Source organism: Paraburkholderia caribensis, assembly GCF_002902945.1.
In the GTDB taxonomy this organism is placed as follows: domain Bacteria; phylum Pseudomonadota; class Gammaproteobacteria; order Burkholderiales; family Burkholderiaceae; genus Paraburkholderia; species Paraburkholderia caribensis.
In genome coordinates, this window is record NZ_CP026103.1 from 1,545,874 (window position 1) to 1,562,172 (window position 16,299).

A 16,299-nucleotide genomic window follows, 5' to 3' on the forward strand; every position below is an offset into this window, starting at 1 on the left:
TGACGTTTTCACCAGGGTTGTGCCGCGAACCCTATGTTTGTGCAGCGACCAACATACGAACCCGCCTCGATGCTGAACAATGACCAGGTTAGCGCGCCGCCACATAGGGTGATAGAACGGGCGGCATCGCGCGACGCGCCGGGGTGACGACGCTCACCTGGTTGCCAATGAGAAGAACGCACAATGCCCGAGTTGGCGGCGGGATGGGGAGACCGGATATGGGCATGATTCGCAAGCGTCTAGCGACGCCGGAAGCGCCATGCGACGTGGCGCCAGGCGATGAGCCGGCACAGGATGGTCCCGCGCAGCCGCTCGATGAACAGGCTTCGTCCAGCCCCGTTGCGCCTGAAGCGCCTCATGCGCCCGCCGCGCCCAGCAAACCTTTGCGCCGTTCCAAACGGGCGCCCGATGTCACTCGCCCGCTGCTGATCATGCGCGTGCAGTCCCGGCCGAAGCAGCTTGCCGTCGTCAAGGAAGACGGCGCGCCGGACTGGAGTCTGAGCGCGGGCGTGGCGACCGTCCTGTTCGGCTTCGTGATCGCATTCGGCACCTACGTTACGCTGACTCAGCGCGAAGCCATGCAAAGCCATATGGGGCACTTCGTCAATGCGGACAAGCCGCATCCGGCAAAGCGCGATAGTCCGGCGTCGCCGCGTCAACCTGCCTTAGACGTTGCACAGGCCGCGCGCGCTCCGATCGAAACACCATCCGCTCCGGTTGCCTTGCGCGACACCGAGATGCCCCGCGCCGCCGCCAGCGATGCCGCCAGCGATGCCGCGAATGCCAGCGTTGCCGTCACCCACGACGCACCGCCCAGACCACTTGTCACGGCGGCGACCCCTGCACCTGCGCCCAGCAATCCCACCAGCAAGCGGAACGTCGCAAGCACCATCGCCTCTCCCGTGCGCGCTGCGCCGGGAAAGACCGCTCAGGATTCGGCAGCGACCACGACACAAGCCCGCGCTGCATCGGCCACATCGAAGGAGCGACGGACTGGTTCGAAAACCGCGAAAGGCGCGTGCGGCGCGCTCGAGTCGTGTGACCAGAACCTTGCGCATGTCGAACAGGCGACGCGTGAGCCGGCTACTGTACGGGCTCCCGCAAAGAGCACGGTGACGACAACAGCGATGCGGGAGCCTGCAGTTGGCGGACCCGCTGTGCCCGCCGCGCAACTGGTTCCCCGGCCGGTTCAAGCTGAAATACACGCGGAACCCACGGCGGATCTTTCACTCACCGTGAACAAGAACCTGTTTCGACAGCATTAGATCGGGGGTTTGCCTGTCGTGTCCGTTGGAATCCGCAGCGAGACGCTCGCGGCCGCGGTTCGCCGCAGGCATGCAACAAAGCCTTCGGCGGTCGGCGCGGTCTAGCGAACCGCCGCAGCAGGGCGATCAGTGCGCAAGCCCCTCAGAAACGAAGCGATATCGAACCCGTACGACTCGAGCAGCCGGTACAACGTGACGCGCGAAATACCGAGATCGCGCGCCGCGTCCGCGACTCTGCCGCGATGACGCAGCAAAGCCCTTTCGACCGCCTGTTGCTCGGCGCGGCGCCGCACCTGGTCAAGCGACATCGCGCGCGCGTCGACATAGTGCGCAAGGCCAAGGTCACTCGCCGTGATGACAGCGTTATCGAACAGCACAACCGCACGCCACACGCGATTCCTCAATTCGCGAACATTGCCGGGCCAGTCGTGCGCACGCAGTGCCCGAACCGCGTCGTCGGAAAAGCCGCGTATCCGGCGGCGCGAATCCACACGCAACTGGTCAAGCAGATGCCGCGCCAGAAGCTCGACGTCCGCACCCCGTGCGCGCAGCGGCGGCTCTTCGATCTGGAGCACACTCAGCCGATGATAGAGATCCTCGCGAAACCGTCCTTCGCGCGCCGCGAGATCAGGCTCGACCTGGACGGCTGCAGCCGAAAGCGCGCTGCCTAACGGCCACGCGCCTCACGAAGACACACATCGCCTTTGCGCCTGGCGATGGCGGCGCTCGCGGCGGCATAGTCCTCGGCGAACGCTCGCTGCGCGAAGCAGGGTGCCGACGTCGCGAGCAGCGCATCGACTTTTGCGAACTGCTTGTCGAAAACCCAGGGCCGTCGTGCGAGCGTGCGGTCATTGAGCCAGTAGGGACTCCAGTCCCGGGTCGTCTCGATGATCTCGCGCGCGAATTCCGGCCCGTATTCGAGGCCGCCTTCGATCACGACATCGATATACGACTCGACGAGCGGAAACCTGGCGTCCGGAACGGGAAGCCCTTCACCCGGCGCCTTGCCTTCGGCTTTCGGCACATAGACCCAGACCGTTCCCTGCGCCGGCAGCGGCTGCCACGATACGGGCTCGATGAGCGCACGCGGCACCTCGACGCGCACGTAGCCCTTCTCGCGCTCATCGAACGCGGACATGTCATTGCCGGCAACGGGATAGATCACGCCGTTGATCGTCATCGGCGCTTCACCCCCGGACGGACGCCGCAGGCCGAGCGCCGTGAACCCGCTGCGTGCGCGGTCGCTCCAGCTGCGTACATAACCGAACGCCGCCGACACGCGCACCGGAATCGCCGCAACCGGTTTGCCCGCCGTGTCGTTGCGCGATGGCGTGTTGATGAGCGAACCGTAGCCGAAAATGAACTGCGTCGGCTGATCGGGAAGACGCGTTCCCCAGAAGTCGGTGGTCTGTGCGTGCGCCGCCGTGCTAACCAGCGCCAGTGCGACAACGAACCCTCGAAACTTTGCCATCGCTGACATAGTCGGATCTCCGTTCAATGCGTTGCCGCAGATTATCGCCTTTGTCAGGCCGCGCAGCATGAACCGGCCATATCAACTGATGCAAGCGCGGGCACCGCTATATGAGGCTTGGCAGCTCGCGAGTGAATATCAAAAGGTTCGGCTCAGTGAACGCGTGCTCCGGAAAATGGCGAGGGCGACAGACTGTTTTTATGTGCTTGCCGCGCCTACCCATCTGTATCAAGATCGAATCGACTCATCCGGACGAGGCCATTCCCATGACAGACGACACCGATCCCGACAAGCTGAAAGGCCCCGGCGGCTTGACGTTGCGCCAGATCCACGAGCAGGTTCAGAAAAGCGTGGAGCGCGACCGCCAGGAACAGGCATCGCGCAACACCATTGCCACGCAGCGCACCAGGTGGCAACGCTGGGTGCGCTACGTGTGGGGCCGCAGCGGGCGTCGCTAGCCGGCGAGCCTGGTGTGCCTGTCACCCGGCCTGTTCTCATCCGCGCCCTGGCAATCAGCAGGCCACCGGTATCCCGACCGGTACTTTCACAAAGCAGGCGCCAGCACGAAGCATCGCAACACGATGTTGAGGCCTCTTAAGACAACAAACGACCTCGGCCGTGGCCAAGCTTCGTGAAGTAGGCCCGATCATGACGACGCGCTACTGCGCCTCGCTGCTTCGATTGCAGGTGACGGAGCCGATCGCGCCGGCCCCCGGTTGCCCTGCCAGACCCGCCAGGCGATCGCAGGGCTGAGCAGCGTCGACGGCGGCATCGTCAGGTTGACGACCTTCAGAAACGCAGTCGCCAGCGTGCTGTCGCGCGTTGCGGCGAGGTGAAGCTTGCCGATGTACCAGTTGATGAAACGCAACATCGGCGGGCGCGCGCCGTTGACTCGTGGATGGCGGAGGTCGTTGCCGACCGCAATGTCCCACGGAATATCGACGATCTTCGCGGCCGCCCTGAAGAATCGACGCGCAAGATCGCCCGAACCGGAGCGCAGGCACTGCTGCAGCGTCAGCGCTTCCTCCGCGGCGACGGTCATGCCCTGCCCGTAGACGGGATTGAAGCTGCAGATGGCGTCACCGAAAACCAGGTAGTTCTCGGGAAAACGCGCAAGTTTCTCGTACCGGCGGCGCAGGCTGGAGGCATAGCGGTAACGCCTGAAACCGGTTAGCGGCTCCGCTTTTGCGACGACATCGTGAATCTCCATGGTCGGCAGTGTCGCCAGATACGCGAGAAAGCCCTCGTCGTTGTCGGGTGCGTCGTCGCCAAGAAAACCGCCGGCACTGACGATCCAGCTGTCGCCTTCCTGCGCGAGCATGACGCCGTTGCGCCAGTCCGGCGCACTACCGGCGACAACGATACCCTGCTTGCCGTCGAGATCAGTCGACCGGCGCCGATACGAACGGGTCATGTAGCTGATGCCGATCTCGACCTGCTCATTGGCGGGCGCCTCGTAGCCGAGTTCCTCGAGCCACGCCGCGCTGGATGAACCACGGCCAGTCGCATCGACGACAAGGTCGGCCTTGGCGATCATATGCGGCCGACCCTCGACACACGCGTGCACACCTGTCACGCGCTTGCGAAGCGGGTCGGTGGCAAGTCCACGCACAGCGCAACTCTGCACGGTGCGCACGTTCGGCAAACCCAGCAGCCGCCGGCGTAGATGGCCTTCGAGCACGGGACGGCTCGCAAGCAGACCGGTCAGGTCGCTCGTGTCGTTGGCAAGCCTGACGTTGCGGCCGATCCAGATTACATCGTTGGCTACATCACCCATCAAGCCGCCGCTTTGCGCGACGACTTCCATGTTGTATCCCGGGAAGAATGCCTCGAGTATCGCGCTGCCGCGTGCAAGCAGCCCATGGGTATGGCGACCTTGCGGCACGCCCTTGCGCGGCGTGTCGGCTGCCGGAAGCGCATCGCGTTCGAGCACGGTGACCTGCGTATAGAAATCCGACAGTACCCGGGCGGCCAGCAGCCCACCCATGCCGGCGCCGATCACGATCGCCTGTTCGCCCAGTTTCTTCATGGCCATCCTCCTGTTCAATCCGCCGCGATGCGTCCAACGACCATCGCTTGCGGGCAATGGTAGGATTGCCTCGTCCCCTGAGCGTCCCCCGGACGCCGTCATCGAGGGCCGCCTCGCCATGGCTCTGTTCAGCGTGCGAACGCTTGGATTTCCCGAGATCCGTCAGGACGGCCGGCTGTGCCCGCTGGCCTTGCGCAAAGGCATGGCGCTGCTGGTCTACCTGGCCGAAACGAAGGGCACGGTCGGGCGCGATGCTGTCGCCACGATGTTGTGGCCGGACGGCAGCGAAGAGGAGGTACGGGCGCGGCTGCGGCGTCTGTTGCATCGTCTCCAGCTCACACTCGGCGACCACGTGCTGACCACCGACCGGTCAACCGTCCGATGGTCGGCAGCGATCGAGTTGCAGGTGGATTCCCAACTGTTCGAGCAAGCCTGCGACCGCGGCGAATTCGAGCGTGCATGCCGCTTCTATCCCGGCGACTTTCTGGCGGGTTTTTCGCCCGGCGACTGCCCGCAGTTCGACGAGTGGGCGTTTTTTCGCCGGGAGGCTTTGCGGGGCCGGGCAATTCACGCACTCGAACGCGTGGTGCACGACAGCCATGCGGCCGGCGACTACGCGTGCGCGGCCGCGCACGCCCGCCGTCTCGTCGAGTTCGATCCGCTCAGCGAAGTGTACGGGCGGCACCTCATCCGCAATCTTCTGCTCGCGGGAGACCGGGCCGCGGCCCAGCGGCATTTCGAGGCCCTGAAGCAACGGCTTCGCGACGAGCTCGATGCAGCACCCGAACGGGAGACTCGCGCGCTGCTGAACGCCCACTCGACGCCGCCCATCGGGAACCCGCCGCCGACGCGCTACGTCAGCGGCGGCGGCGTCCATCTTGCCTTCCAGACTTACGGTGCGGGCCCGATCGATGTGCTGGTGCTGCCCGGTTTCGTGTCTCACGTCGAACGGGTTTGGGAGGAGCCCCGGTGCCGGGCGTTCCTGGCCTCGCTCGCCGGGATGGGCCGTCTGATTTTGCTCGATCGTCGCGGCATCGGGCTTTCCGACCGGCTCGGTTTCAATCCCAGCGTCGACGCGACCGCGCAGGACATCGGCACCGTGCTGGACGCCGCTTCTAGCCGCCGCGTCGTGCTGTTCGGCGCGTCCGAAGGCGGACCGGCATGCATCCAGTTTGCCGTCGATCACCCCGATCGTGTCGCGGGCCTCATTCTGTTCGCCTCGCTGGCGAAGGGAACCGCGACGCACGACTATCCCCATGCACTTCACGCTGGCCAGTATGACTTGTGGCTACAGCAGCTCATTGCAGTCTGGGGCGGACCGGCGGGCATCGAAACATTCGCGCCGAGCCTGTCCGGCGATCCACAGGCGAGAGCCTGGTGGGCAGGCCTGCTTCGCGCCGCGTCGAGCCCGGGCGCCATCAAGGGCGTGCTCGAGGCGTTGCGCGATATGGATGTTCGAGATCTGCTCGGCCGGGTTTCCGTGCCCACCCTGGTGCTGCATCGACGCGGCGACCGCGCGGTTCGCATCGGCGCTGGCCGGCATCTCGCCAGCCGCATCGCACAGGCGCGATTCATCGAGCTCGATGGTGCCGATCACTGGGCCTTTGCAGGCGATCAGCAACCCGTGCTGGACCACATCGGGAGATTTGTCCGCGGGCTCGCTGGCTAACGGCGCGCGGTAAAGAGAAGAGTGTTCGATTCAGCGACCTGTCCCACCCTGGAATAAGCGTTCCGGCGCGAACTCGGGCGCAAGGCACTCCTCGACGAACGCAGTGAACTGACGTGCCTTGCTGCTAGCCTGCCGTCCCGTCGGATAAACGGCGGACAACGGGATGGCCGGCAGCGTCCAGTCATCCATCACCGAGACGACAGCGCCCGATTGCAGTTCAGGCCAAAAGGCCCATTCCGACGCGACGGCAAGGCCCATATCCGCAAAGACGGCCGCGCGAAGGCCCTCGGTCGCGGAGATCCTTACGCGGCCCTGCAGCCGCACGGGCAACTCCGCCGTATCCCTGCGAAACGTCCACTCCTCTCCGCCACCGACATCGCGTGTATAGACGACCGCGCGATGCGCGTGCAGATCGGCGGGCGCTTGCGGCATGCCGTGCCGTTCCAGATAGGCGGGCGTCGCGAGCACGCGCCGGCGCGCGATAGCAATCCGGCGCGCCGTCATGTTCGAGTCCGCCAGTTCGCCCATGCGCAAGGCGAGGTCGATGCCCTCTTCAACGAGGTCGATGTTGCGATCGTCGAGCACCAGTTCGAGATCGAGGTCCGGATGCTGTTCGAGAAAGACCGGCAAGCGCGGCACGATGTGCAGCCGCGCGAAGCACACGGCGGCCGACACCCTCAGCTTGCCCGTCAGTCCCGCTGCCGTGCCGCGCGCCGCCAGCACGGCCTCGTCCGCTTCCTCGACTGCCCGTCTCGCGCGCTGATAGAAGTTCTGGCCGGCCTCCGTCGGCGTGAGCGCGCGCGTCGAGCGCAGCAGCAGTTTGACGCCGAGCCATTCTTCGAGCTGCGCGACGGCTTTCGACGCGGCCGGCTGCCCAATATCGAAGTGTCGCGCCGCAGCCGAAAACGAACCTGTATCGACGACGCGGATAAAAATTTCGATCGCCGCAAGGCGGTCCATCGCGCTGACTCCCGTTCTGTGCGAAGCCGGGTGAATGTCCGGCACACCCTGCCAATATAGGCCAGCCGCTCGCTCAGCGACCCTCCACCAGTTCATCCGCCCTCGATAAAAACAGCTTCAGCACGGGCGACGCATTGGATCGGCTGTAGCCGATCGCGAGATCGACGGTTGGCGCCTCGCCTGCCAGCGGACGACTGACCACCGACCACGGCAGCAGATTGTTCGCGTATTCGGGCATCAACGAAATCCCGCGCGTCGATGCAACCAGCGACATCGCCATCGCAAGGTTATCGACGCCATGCTCCGGCTCCGGGTCGAGCCCATTGTCCTGCAGATATTGCGCGACCACGTCGTGCAGCACGCGCGCCTTGTTCGACGCCATGATGAAGGTCTCGCCTTGCAGATCGGACGCATGCACCGCCTGCTTCGCCGTCAGCCGATGGTCGCTCGGCATCAGCACGACGAGCTTCTCGCGATAGACGACACGGTAATCGAGATCGAGCCCCGGCTCCTTGCGCACGAACGCGAGATCGAGCTTGCCGCGCGCTACGGCGTCCGCGAGATCGGGCGAGTAGCCACTCGACACCGTCACGTCGATGTTCGGCAACTCGTCGCGCAACACCTGCATGGCACGCGGCAGCCAGGTCATTTCCTGTCCCGTCAGGAAACCGAGTGCGAATACCTGTTTGGCGGGACGCGACGCGCGACGCGCGGCTTCGATGGCGGCGTCGACCTGCGCGAGCGCAAGCCGTGCATGGTCGAGAAACGCCTTGCCCGACGCGGTCAACTCGACGCCGCGCGCGCTTCGGCTGAACAGCTCTGCCTTCACTTCGTCCTCGAGATCGCGGATCTGCCTGCTGAGCGACGGCTGCGATGTAAACAGCCGCTGCTCCGCGGCGACCGTGAGGCTGCCCGTTTCCGCTACGGCAACGAAATAGCGCAGATGGCGTAACTCCATGCTTCCTCCTGGTTCGCCCGTTTTGAACGCCTCCCGAGCCATGCTTCCTGAGCATGCCCGCCAGCCTACAAAGTCTTTTTTCTTTACGCAAGCGAAGTCTAGATTACATGCCAGCAGTCGTATCGCCCGATGCGGATGCCGGCGAAGACAGTGTTGCAGCCATGCCTGCCTGTTATTGCCGGAAGGTCCCGCCGATCAACCAGACGGAGCTTTGCCATGACCGACCTCACTGGAAAAACCGCGCTCGTCACGGGCGCATCCCGCGGCATTGGCCGCGCCATTGCGCTTGCGCTCGGCCGCGCCGGCGCGCAGGTGCTCGTGCATTACAGCAGCAATGAAGCAGCCGCCGACGCGACCGTCGATGGGATCGTCGCGGCCGGCGGCCACGCGCAGAAAATCGCCGCCGACCTGCGCACGGCCGACGGTCCCCGCATGCTCGCCCAGCGCGTGCGCGCCATCATCGGCGGACGGCTCGACGTGCTCGTCGCGAACGCGGGCATCGCCAAGGCTGCAAGCATCGAAGGCACGACGGTCGAAGACTTCGACGAACTCTTTGCCGTCAACGTGCGCGCGCCGTTCTTCCTCGTCCAGCAACTCCTGCCAGTGCTGTGCAAAGGCAGCAGCGTCGTACTGCTGTCGTCGCTGGCGGCGCGCGCATCGGTTGGCGAGCTGGCCGCCTATGCGGCCACCAAGGGTGCCGTCGATACGCTCGTGCGGCATTTCGCATCGGCGCTCGGCGAGCGCGGCGTGCGCGTGAATGCGATCGCGCCCGGCGTCGTCGCAACCGACATGTCGAGCTTCGCGACCACCGATGCAGGCCGCGACTACACGCTGAGCCTGCAGGCCCTGAAGCGCGTCGCGCAACCCGATGACATCGCCGGCGCGGTGACGTTCCTTGCTTCCGACAAGGCGAACTGGATCACGGGCGACACGCTGCGCGTCGACGGCGGATCGAAGCTCTGACGGGCATACAACAATCGCAACGCATCCGATTTATACCAATTAAGGCATCGAAATGACCGGCTCGAATCTCAAACTGTTCTCGTCGACAAACGTAGGCCCGATATCACTGTCACACCGCATCGTGCATGCGCCGATGACGCGTCTGCGTTCCGACTCCGACGACAGCCCTAGCGCGATGATGGTCGAGTACTACCGGCAGCGCGCATCGCAAGGCGGCCTGCTGATCACGGAAAGCGCACATCCCTCCTATGACAGCCGCGGCTATCTCGGCGCACCCGGCATCTATACCGACGAACATGTCGAAGCCTGGAAGCGGATCACCGACGCCGTTCACGCGAATGGCGCGCGCATCTTCATGCAGATCGCGCACGACGGGCGCCAGTCGCACGTCGATCTGAGCTGGGGTAATGCGCCCGTTGCGCCGTCCGTCGTGCCGTACGAAACGACCGTGTTCACGCAGAACGGCTGGGTGCCCAACTCGCCGCATCGCGCGCTCGAAACCAGCGAGATTCCCGCCATCGTCGAATCGTTCAGACGTGCGGCAGAGCGCGCGAAAGCCGCCGGTTTCGACGGCGTCGAATTGCACAACGCGAACGGCTACCTCGCGGACACGTTCCTTCAGGACGGCACCAACAGACGCACGGACGCCTATGGCGGCACGCTTGAAAAACGCACGCGCTTCCCGCTCGAACTCGTCGATGCATTCGCCTCCGTGTGGGGCGCGAACCGCGTCGGCGTGCGCGTGTCGCCGAGCGGCCGTTGGGGCGCAATCTCCGACAGCAACCCCGAGGCGACCTTCGGATACTTCGCCGAACGGCTCAATGCGTATGGCCTCGCCTATCTGCATGTGATCGAGCCGCGTGTGATGGGCACGGAAACGCTCGTCGAAGGTCAGGCGCCCGTCGCGTCGTCGTTCCTTCGCAAGGTATTCGACGGCCCGATCATCGCGGCGGGCGGCTTCGACCGCGCAGGCGCCGAGCAGATCCTGCAACGCGGCGACGCCGATCTCGTCGCGTTCGGCCGCTGGTTCTCGTCGAATCCCGACTTGCCCGAACGCCTGCGGCGCGACTTGCCGCTTGCGCCCTACCAGCGCGACGCGTTCTGGGGCGGCGACGAACGCGCGTACACCGACTTTCCCGCCTACGACGACACCACCGCCGAAGCATCGAGCGATGAAACCGCCTGACTCAAGGAGCTAAAACATGTCCAGCAACAACACGCCGAACCCAAGAACCGTGAAGATTCCCGGTCCCGATCACCCCATTGAAATCGAACGCAATCCTTCGCGCGTCGTCGTCACGGTCGCGGGCCGCGTCGTCGCAGACACGCGCGACGCGCTGACGCTGCGCGAGGCTCACTATGCGCCTGTGTTTTACATCCCGAGAAAGGATGTCGACATCGCCCTGCTCGAACGCACTGAGCATTCGACCTACTGCCCATATAAGGGCGACGCCGCGTACTTCTCGATCCCCTCGGGCGGCGAGCGCGCGGTCAACGCGATCTGGACTTACGAGTCGCCATATCCCGCTGTCGAATCGATCCGCGAGCACCTTGCGTTCTACAGCGACCGTGTCGATTCGATCGAAGAACGTGAATAAGGAACCGACATGAACGAGCAAACCGTCGTACTCGTGACAGGCGCGTTGAGCGGTATCGGACGCGCGACCGCCCTCGCCTTCGCACACGCGAAGGCACGCATCGTGATCTCCGGGCGGCGCGCGGACGAGGGCCAGGCGCTCGCCGGAACGCTCCGTTCGTTGGGCGCAGAAGCGGAATTCATCGTCGCCGATGTACGCGTGGAAGACCACATGCAGGCGCTCGTCGAGCGCACGGTCGCGCGCTTCGGAAAACTCGATATTGCCGTGAACGCGGCAGGCACGGAAGGTGAATCCGCGCCCGTTGTCGACCAGACCGTCGAGCGCTATAGCGCCGTTTTCGATGCGAACGTGCTCGGCACCCTGCTAGCGATGAAGCACGAGTTGCGCGCCATGTCGGCCCAACGCAGCGGCAGCATCGTCAACGTGTCATCCACAATGGGCGCGCGCGGTGCGGCGGGCGCATCGCTTTATGTCGCGAGCAAGCACGCCGTCGAAGGCCTGACGAAGTCGGCGGCTCTCGAGGCCGCTGCGTTTGGCGTGCGCGTCAACGCCGTCGCGCCGGGGCCCGTGCAAACGCCAATGCTCGACCGTCTCACGCAGACATCCGAGCGCAAAGCCGCCTTTCTCGACACCGTGCCGCTCAAGCGCGCTGGCACCCCGGATGAAATAGCCGAGGCGATCGTGTATGTGGCATCGGCCGGATTCATGACGGGCGAGGTCTTGCGCGTGAACGGCGGCCGGACCGCGTCCTGAGTCTATCCGGACGCCAATCACGGCTCGCTGTACCCGTACCCCGAACGCTTCGACGCACACGTCGATCTGTTTCTCCCGGAAGCTGCCGCACGCTACGCGTGATGCACTCCCATCACATTCAACGGAATCTCATCATGAACAAGTTGACAGGCAAGACCGCGCTCGTGACAGGCGCATCCCGCGGCATCGGCCGCGCCACGGCCATCGCGCTCGCACAAGCCGGCGCGCGCGTGCTGGTCCACTACAGCAGCGCAGAGCAGGCCGCCGACGCCGTCGTCGAAGCGATCCGCACGGCAGGCGGACAGGCCGACAAGGTCGCCGCCGATCTGCGCGACGCGCACGGGCCGCACGAACTCGCCAGGCGCGTGCGGTCGCTGACGGGCGAGCGCCTCGACATCCTCGTCGCGAATGCAGGCATTTCGAAGGCTGCGCCGATCGAGGAAACGACCGTCGAAGATTTCGACGACCTGTTCGCCGTCAACGTGCGCGCACCGTTCTTCCTCGTGCAGCAGTTGCTGCCCGTGCTGGGTGAAGGCAGCAGCATCGTGTTGCTGTCTTCGCTCGCGGCACGCGCTTCCGTCAATAACCTGTCCGCGTACGCGTCGACCAAAGGCGCCGTCGACACGCTCGTGCGTCACTTCGCGTCCGCGCTCGGCGAACGCGGCATTCGCGTCAACGCGATCGCGCCGGGTGTCGTCGAAACGGACATGTCGAACTTCGCGAGAACGGACGCCGGCCGCGACTTCACGCTGGGCATGCAGGCGCTCAAACGCGTCGCGCAGCCGGGCGATATCGCGGGCGCCGCTGTGTTCCTCGCCTCCGACGACGCGCGCTGGATCACAGGCGACACGTTGCGTGTCGACGGCGGATCGAAGCTCTGATCGGGCCGCGATATCACCGGCACGCTCGCGTCTGGGGCTGAAGCCTCCGCGAGCTTTTCATCGAAACTGGGAAAATAAAATGAATACCGAACTCACGCTTTACGAATCAAAGGCTTCTCCGAACGCTCGCCGCGTTCGCATTTTTCTTGCCGAGAAAGGCATCGAGATCCCGGCTAAAGCGGTGGATCTTGGCGCGAAAGAGCAATTCTCCGCTGCTTATGCCGCGATCAATCCTCGTCTTCAGGTTCCCGCGCTCGTTCTGCAAGACGGTACGACGATTGGTGAAGTCCCTGCAATCTGGCGTTACATCGAAGAAGCGTATCCGGCGAAGCCCGCTCTGCTGGGCACGACACCACAACAGAAAGCGCTGATTGCAATGTGGGAACGACGCGCCGAACTCGACGGATTCGCGGCAGTGATGGAAGGCGTGCGCAACGCCGTGGCCGGCTTGAAAGGCCGTGCGTTGTCCGGTCCGCATGCTTACGAGCAGATTCCCGAGATCGTCGAACGCAGCCAGTTGCGTGTGGCCAACTTCTTTGCCGACTTCAACGATCGTCTCAAGCAAGTGCCGTTCGTCGCAGGTGATGAATTCTCGGCGGCCGACATCACGACGCTGGTGACGATCGACTTTGCGGCAGGCGGTATGAAGATGAACGTTCCAGCAGAATTCGACGCGCTGCAGGCGTGGTACGGCAAGGTGTCGACGCGTCCTTCCTCGAAGGCGTAAAGAACTGCAACAGTACTATTTGGGTCGTAGCGGCGGTGCCTGAGTTTTCAGGCATCGCCGTAGCTTGCTGATTCGCCGGCACTCAGGCGTTGTCGAATGACTGCCAATAATGGCAATGCGCCGCCACAGACATGGCGCCGCAGGAATATCGCGCTCTGGCTGACAAGCGAAGCAAGGCTAGCCGCGCGCTTCGGGCCCGGCGCCGCCTTCATCCAGCGGCGGCTTCAGCATCTCCGAACAGACCTTCAGCACATCGCGCCAGCTGACGATTCCCACCGGCCTCGACCCGCCGTCGACAATCGGAATACAAGAGACAGGATGCGACAGAAACAACTGGATGGCCTCGCTCACCTCGGCGTCCGGCCGCAGCGTAATGGGCTTGCGGCTCATGATGTGATGCACGCGCCGGTTCAGCGTGGCGGTATCGCGCTGAGTCTCGACCACGCTATCGATAAACGGACTCAAGGCGCGCAACAGATCGCGGTCGGATACGACGCCTTGCAGTTCCCGATCCTCAACGACGAGCAGATGATGAAACCCGGATTGCTCGAATATGTCCTTGACGGTTTGGAGCGTGTCGTCGAAACCGATCGTTACGACGCGCTTCGTCATCAGATCTTCTACTTTCATCGTTGAACTCTCTGTTATTGCGGGGAAACAGGTGCGGCGCGGAACCGCGCACGCTCCAGTCAGTGCCGCCCGTTCACCGCCCCACCAGTCCTTTAACGGCATTAGAAATGGAAACTCCAGTCGAGGGGCCAGAATTGGGGCGTTCCTTCATGCAGGAGGAATGCGTTGCCGCCGCCAGCGGCATCCCAAGGAGCAATGCATGTTGACTCGCGAAGCCATCCCTCAAGTTCTGTCGCGTACTTCCGAACTGTTGTCGGCCGATAACCTCGAGGGGGCCCCCCAGAAAACCTTTCACCATGTCATCGACATCTACCTCAAGGATTCCAATGCCTTCATGAATACGTATTTCGCCCGTTACTTCGAGTGGCAGGGCGTCTGCCGGGAACGCTGGTTCCATGAGTGCATTCACAACAATCTGCTGGCCGCCGGGGGCACCTTTGTCACGAAACGCGCGCATCAGGAATACGTGCAGGAGACGTTTCCGTTCCAGCGCGTCGACTGCTACCTGAACACGTTCCAGGTCCGGCAATGTTCGGCGTACCTGCTGTTCCGTTTCTGCGTGGATGGACGGCCTGTGTCGCACGGATATCAGCAGATTCTGTTTGCCGGAATGGACAAACGGATCCGGCGTTTCCCGGAAGGAATCATCGAACGGGTCAAGGAATATGAAGTGATCCTGCCGTCCGTCACGAACTAGTCGATTCCACCCTGCCCGGCGCGCGAGCGCCGGGCCCGCGCCGGCGGATCGTGCACTGCGCGGTCCGCCGCCGAACCCGGCTCCGGCAATCTGAGCGTGAACGTGGTGAGCACGCCCGGTGTCGATGCACACGAGATCGTGCCGCCGAACGCGTCGCACACTCGCCTGCAGAAATCGAGCCCCATGCCGCCTGCGTGTCCGTGCGGCCTGGTCGAATAGAACGGATCGAAGATATGCGGCAGCACGTCGGCTGCGATACCCGGACCGGTATCGTTGAAGTGAACGACGCAAAAACCGCCGTCGCGCCCCGCGCTGATCGTGATGCTGCCCGAGCCGCTCGACTCGATCGCGTACAGCGCATTTTTCAACAGGTTGAAGATGACGAACGCGAACAGCGAATCCGTGCCCGAGAATCGCAACTGCGGGTCGATCGGGATGACGGAGACGCGACCGCGCTCGCCCGGCAGGAACGGATAGCGCTCCAGCGCCGATTCGACGCAGTGCCTGATCGACTGCGGGCCGAAGCTGCGGCGATCAAGCCGGTCCAGTGTGAACGAAGCAAGCGACATCTCGACCACGGTACTCGTGCTGTCGATCTGACGGCGAATCGCGCGGGTAAGGGTCGGCAGCCGCTCGGACTGTCCGGGATACAGCCCGTTGACGAGCAACTGGTGCCGCACGGCAAGCTGATATCCGCGTAGCAATTCCGGCAACGCGTTGCCGAGTTCATCGGCATGCATGCCGATCACTTCGAGCGGCATCGCGACTTCTTGCGCGACCGTCGCGGCGAGAAAGTACTGCCGCATCAGCCCATGCCGGACAATGGTGATGGCGAGAATGCCCAGACTAATGGCAATGAAGATGACGCCGGGCGGATAGAACACATAGCCGTAGTTGACGGCATAGTCGCCCGCCGCTAAAGAATAGAGGCACAGGCTCACGAGACAAAGGCCCAGCAAGCGCCGTCTGTGACGGGCACGCGCCTGACGCCTCGATACGATCAGCAGCCATCCGCTGCGAGCGGCGAGCAACACGGTCTGCATCACGTGCACCGGGTGCAAGCGCCCGGCAAGCGGATAATCGCCGAAGAAATGCACGCCGAAACCGGCTACCACCTCGTCGCTCGTGATCAGCAACACCGCGAGGATCACGCACAGCGCATACGACGCCGTCAGTAGAGGCCGCTCGTCGCGCCGTTCGACGAGCTCGGTCACGAAGTGATAGAAGGTTGTTGGCAGGAACAGGATGAAGAAATAGCCTGCCTTGACCAGTATGCCGGCCGTTTCGGGGCTCGTGGTCTGAAACAGGAACGCCCACGTGCCCTGCCACGCGAAGGTCGCCATGCACATCAACGCGAATGGCGTCGACAGACGCGTCACGCCTTCAGTCAGCAGGACGTAGACACCGAAGCCCAGGAACAGCGCGGATACGAACGCTGGCAAGGTCGAATACATAATGCCTTATGTGTGTTTCGCCGCTGATTGTTCCTCGGAAGGCTGACGGGTCGAGTTGCAGCAAGCTCGGTCCACCCGACCAGACAGCGAGCCGACAACGTTTGCCTGAATGTCGTCAAGCGACTCGCGTTCCCCATCAGCATAGCGGCGTTGTTGTTTTCGGTCGCACTGGCAGCCGTGTTCGCACCAGACCGCTGGCGCTGTTTCGTTCCGGCGGTGCCACGATTTTAGCGCAACATTTCAG

Annotated in this window: 16 protein-coding genes and 1 pseudogene; 10 read left to right on the forward strand and 7 right to left on the reverse strand. The window is 63.9% G+C overall.

What is annotated here, in order from left to right:
* Window positions 1-224: 224 nt before the first annotated feature.
* Window positions 225-1,265 carry a hypothetical protein gene (locus tag C2L66_RS36565; protein ID WP_233445064.1) on the forward strand — a complete coding sequence of 347 codons (1,041 nt, stop codon included), beginning with the start codon at window positions 225-227 and terminating at the stop codon, window positions 1,263-1,265.
* Window positions 1,266-1,366: 101 nt separating this feature from the next.
* On the opposite strand, the pseudogene C2L66_RS36570 reads toward C2L66_RS36565, so the two are convergent.
* Window positions 1,367-1,912, reverse strand: a pseudogene (locus tag C2L66_RS36570) (AAA-type ATPase lid domain-containing protein); the annotation flags it as partial.
* Between the two features lie 20 nt (window positions 1,913-1,932).
* Window positions 1,933-2,745 (reverse strand): gamma-glutamylcyclotransferase family protein, encoded by an 813-nt coding sequence (locus C2L66_RS36575; protein WP_054931045.1) that lies wholly within the window; start codon window positions 2,743-2,745, stop codon window positions 1,933-1,935.
* A 257-nt stretch (window positions 2,746-3,002) separates the two neighbouring features.
* Here C2L66_RS36575 and C2L66_RS36580 point away from each other — a divergent pair, with 257 nt between their 5' ends.
* A complete protein-coding gene (locus C2L66_RS36580; protein ID WP_060608877.1) occupies window positions 3,003-3,194 on the forward strand; it encodes a hypothetical protein in 192 nt (63 codons plus the stop codon).
* Between the two features lie 188 nt (window positions 3,195-3,382).
* On the opposite strand, the gene C2L66_RS36585 is transcribed toward C2L66_RS36580, so the two are convergent.
* A complete protein-coding gene (locus C2L66_RS36585; protein ID WP_060610536.1) occupies window positions 3,383-4,765 on the reverse strand; it encodes an FAD-dependent oxidoreductase in 1,383 nt (460 codons plus the stop codon).
* Window positions 4,766-4,883: 118 nt separating this feature from the next.
* Here C2L66_RS36585 and C2L66_RS36590 point away from each other — a divergent pair, with 118 nt between their 5' ends.
* Complete coding sequence (locus C2L66_RS36590) at window positions 4,884-6,434, forward strand: alpha/beta fold hydrolase (RefSeq protein WP_060608880.1); 1,551 nt, start codon at window positions 4,884-4,886, stop codon at window positions 6,432-6,434.
* A gap of 30 nt (window positions 6,435-6,464) precedes the next feature.
* Here C2L66_RS36590 and C2L66_RS36595 read toward each other — a convergent pair whose 3' ends face one another.
* On the reverse strand, window positions 6,465-7,394 hold the full coding sequence (locus tag C2L66_RS36595) for a LysR family transcriptional regulator (RefSeq protein WP_060608883.1): 930 nt from the start codon (window positions 7,392-7,394) through the stop codon (window positions 6,465-6,467).
* Window positions 7,395-7,467: 73 nt separating this feature from the next.
* Window positions 7,468-8,352 (reverse strand): LysR family transcriptional regulator, encoded by an 885-nt coding sequence (locus tag C2L66_RS36600; RefSeq protein ID WP_060608886.1) that lies wholly within the window; start codon window positions 8,350-8,352, stop codon window positions 7,468-7,470.
* 216 nt (window positions 8,353-8,568) lie between these two features.
* Here C2L66_RS36600 and C2L66_RS36605 point away from each other — a divergent pair, with 216 nt between their 5' ends.
* The 6 genes from C2L66_RS36605 to C2L66_RS36635 all read left to right on the forward strand — a co-directional run bounded on the left by C2L66_RS36605 (window position 8,569) and on the right by C2L66_RS36635 (window position 13,274).
* Entirely contained in the window at window positions 8,569-9,315 is a 747-nt protein-coding gene (locus C2L66_RS36605) for an SDR family NAD(P)-dependent oxidoreductase (RefSeq protein WP_060608888.1), read from the forward strand.
* A gap of 52 nt (window positions 9,316-9,367) precedes the next feature.
* Entirely contained in the window at window positions 9,368-10,501 is a 1,134-nt protein-coding gene (locus C2L66_RS36610) for an alkene reductase (RefSeq protein WP_060608890.1), read from the forward strand.
* Window positions 10,502-10,517: 16 nt separating this feature from the next.
* Window positions 10,518-10,913 (forward strand): DUF427 domain-containing protein, encoded by a 396-nt coding sequence (locus C2L66_RS36615; RefSeq protein WP_054931001.1) that lies wholly within the window; start codon window positions 10,518-10,520, stop codon window positions 10,911-10,913.
* 9 nt (window positions 10,914-10,922) lie between these two features.
* Window positions 10,923-11,666, forward strand: a complete 744-nt coding sequence (locus C2L66_RS36620; RefSeq protein ID WP_054931002.1) for an SDR family NAD(P)-dependent oxidoreductase — start codon at window positions 10,923-10,925, stop codon at window positions 11,664-11,666.
* Between the two features lie 134 nt (window positions 11,667-11,800).
* The gene (locus tag C2L66_RS36630; protein WP_054931003.1) at window positions 11,801-12,547 is read left to right on the forward strand and encodes an SDR family NAD(P)-dependent oxidoreductase; all 747 of its coding nucleotides are present in this window, start codon (window positions 11,801-11,803) and stop codon (window positions 12,545-12,547) included.
* 79 nt (window positions 12,548-12,626) lie between these two features.
* Window positions 12,627-13,274, forward strand: a complete 648-nt coding sequence (locus tag C2L66_RS36635) for a glutathione S-transferase family protein (RefSeq protein WP_060608893.1) — start codon at window positions 12,627-12,629, stop codon at window positions 13,272-13,274.
* Between the two features lie 177 nt (window positions 13,275-13,451).
* Here C2L66_RS36635 and C2L66_RS36640 read toward each other — a convergent pair whose 3' ends face one another.
* A complete protein-coding gene (locus C2L66_RS36640; protein WP_060608895.1) occupies window positions 13,452-13,904 on the reverse strand; it encodes a CBS domain-containing protein in 453 nt (150 codons plus the stop codon).
* A 199-nt stretch (window positions 13,905-14,103) separates the two neighbouring features.
* Between C2L66_RS36640 and C2L66_RS36645 the strand changes: the two genes are divergently transcribed.
* Window positions 14,104-14,601, forward strand: a complete 498-nt coding sequence (locus tag C2L66_RS36645) for an acyl-CoA thioesterase (RefSeq protein ID WP_007747667.1) — start codon at window positions 14,104-14,106, stop codon at window positions 14,599-14,601.
* Here C2L66_RS36645 and C2L66_RS36650 read toward each other — a convergent pair.
* On the reverse strand, window positions 14,598-16,055 hold the full coding sequence (locus C2L66_RS36650; protein WP_054931006.1) for a sensor histidine kinase: 1,458 nt from the start codon (window positions 16,053-16,055) through the stop codon (window positions 14,598-14,600). The genes C2L66_RS36645 and C2L66_RS36650 overlap by 4 nt on opposite strands.
* Window positions 16,056-16,299 lie beyond the last annotated feature (244 nt).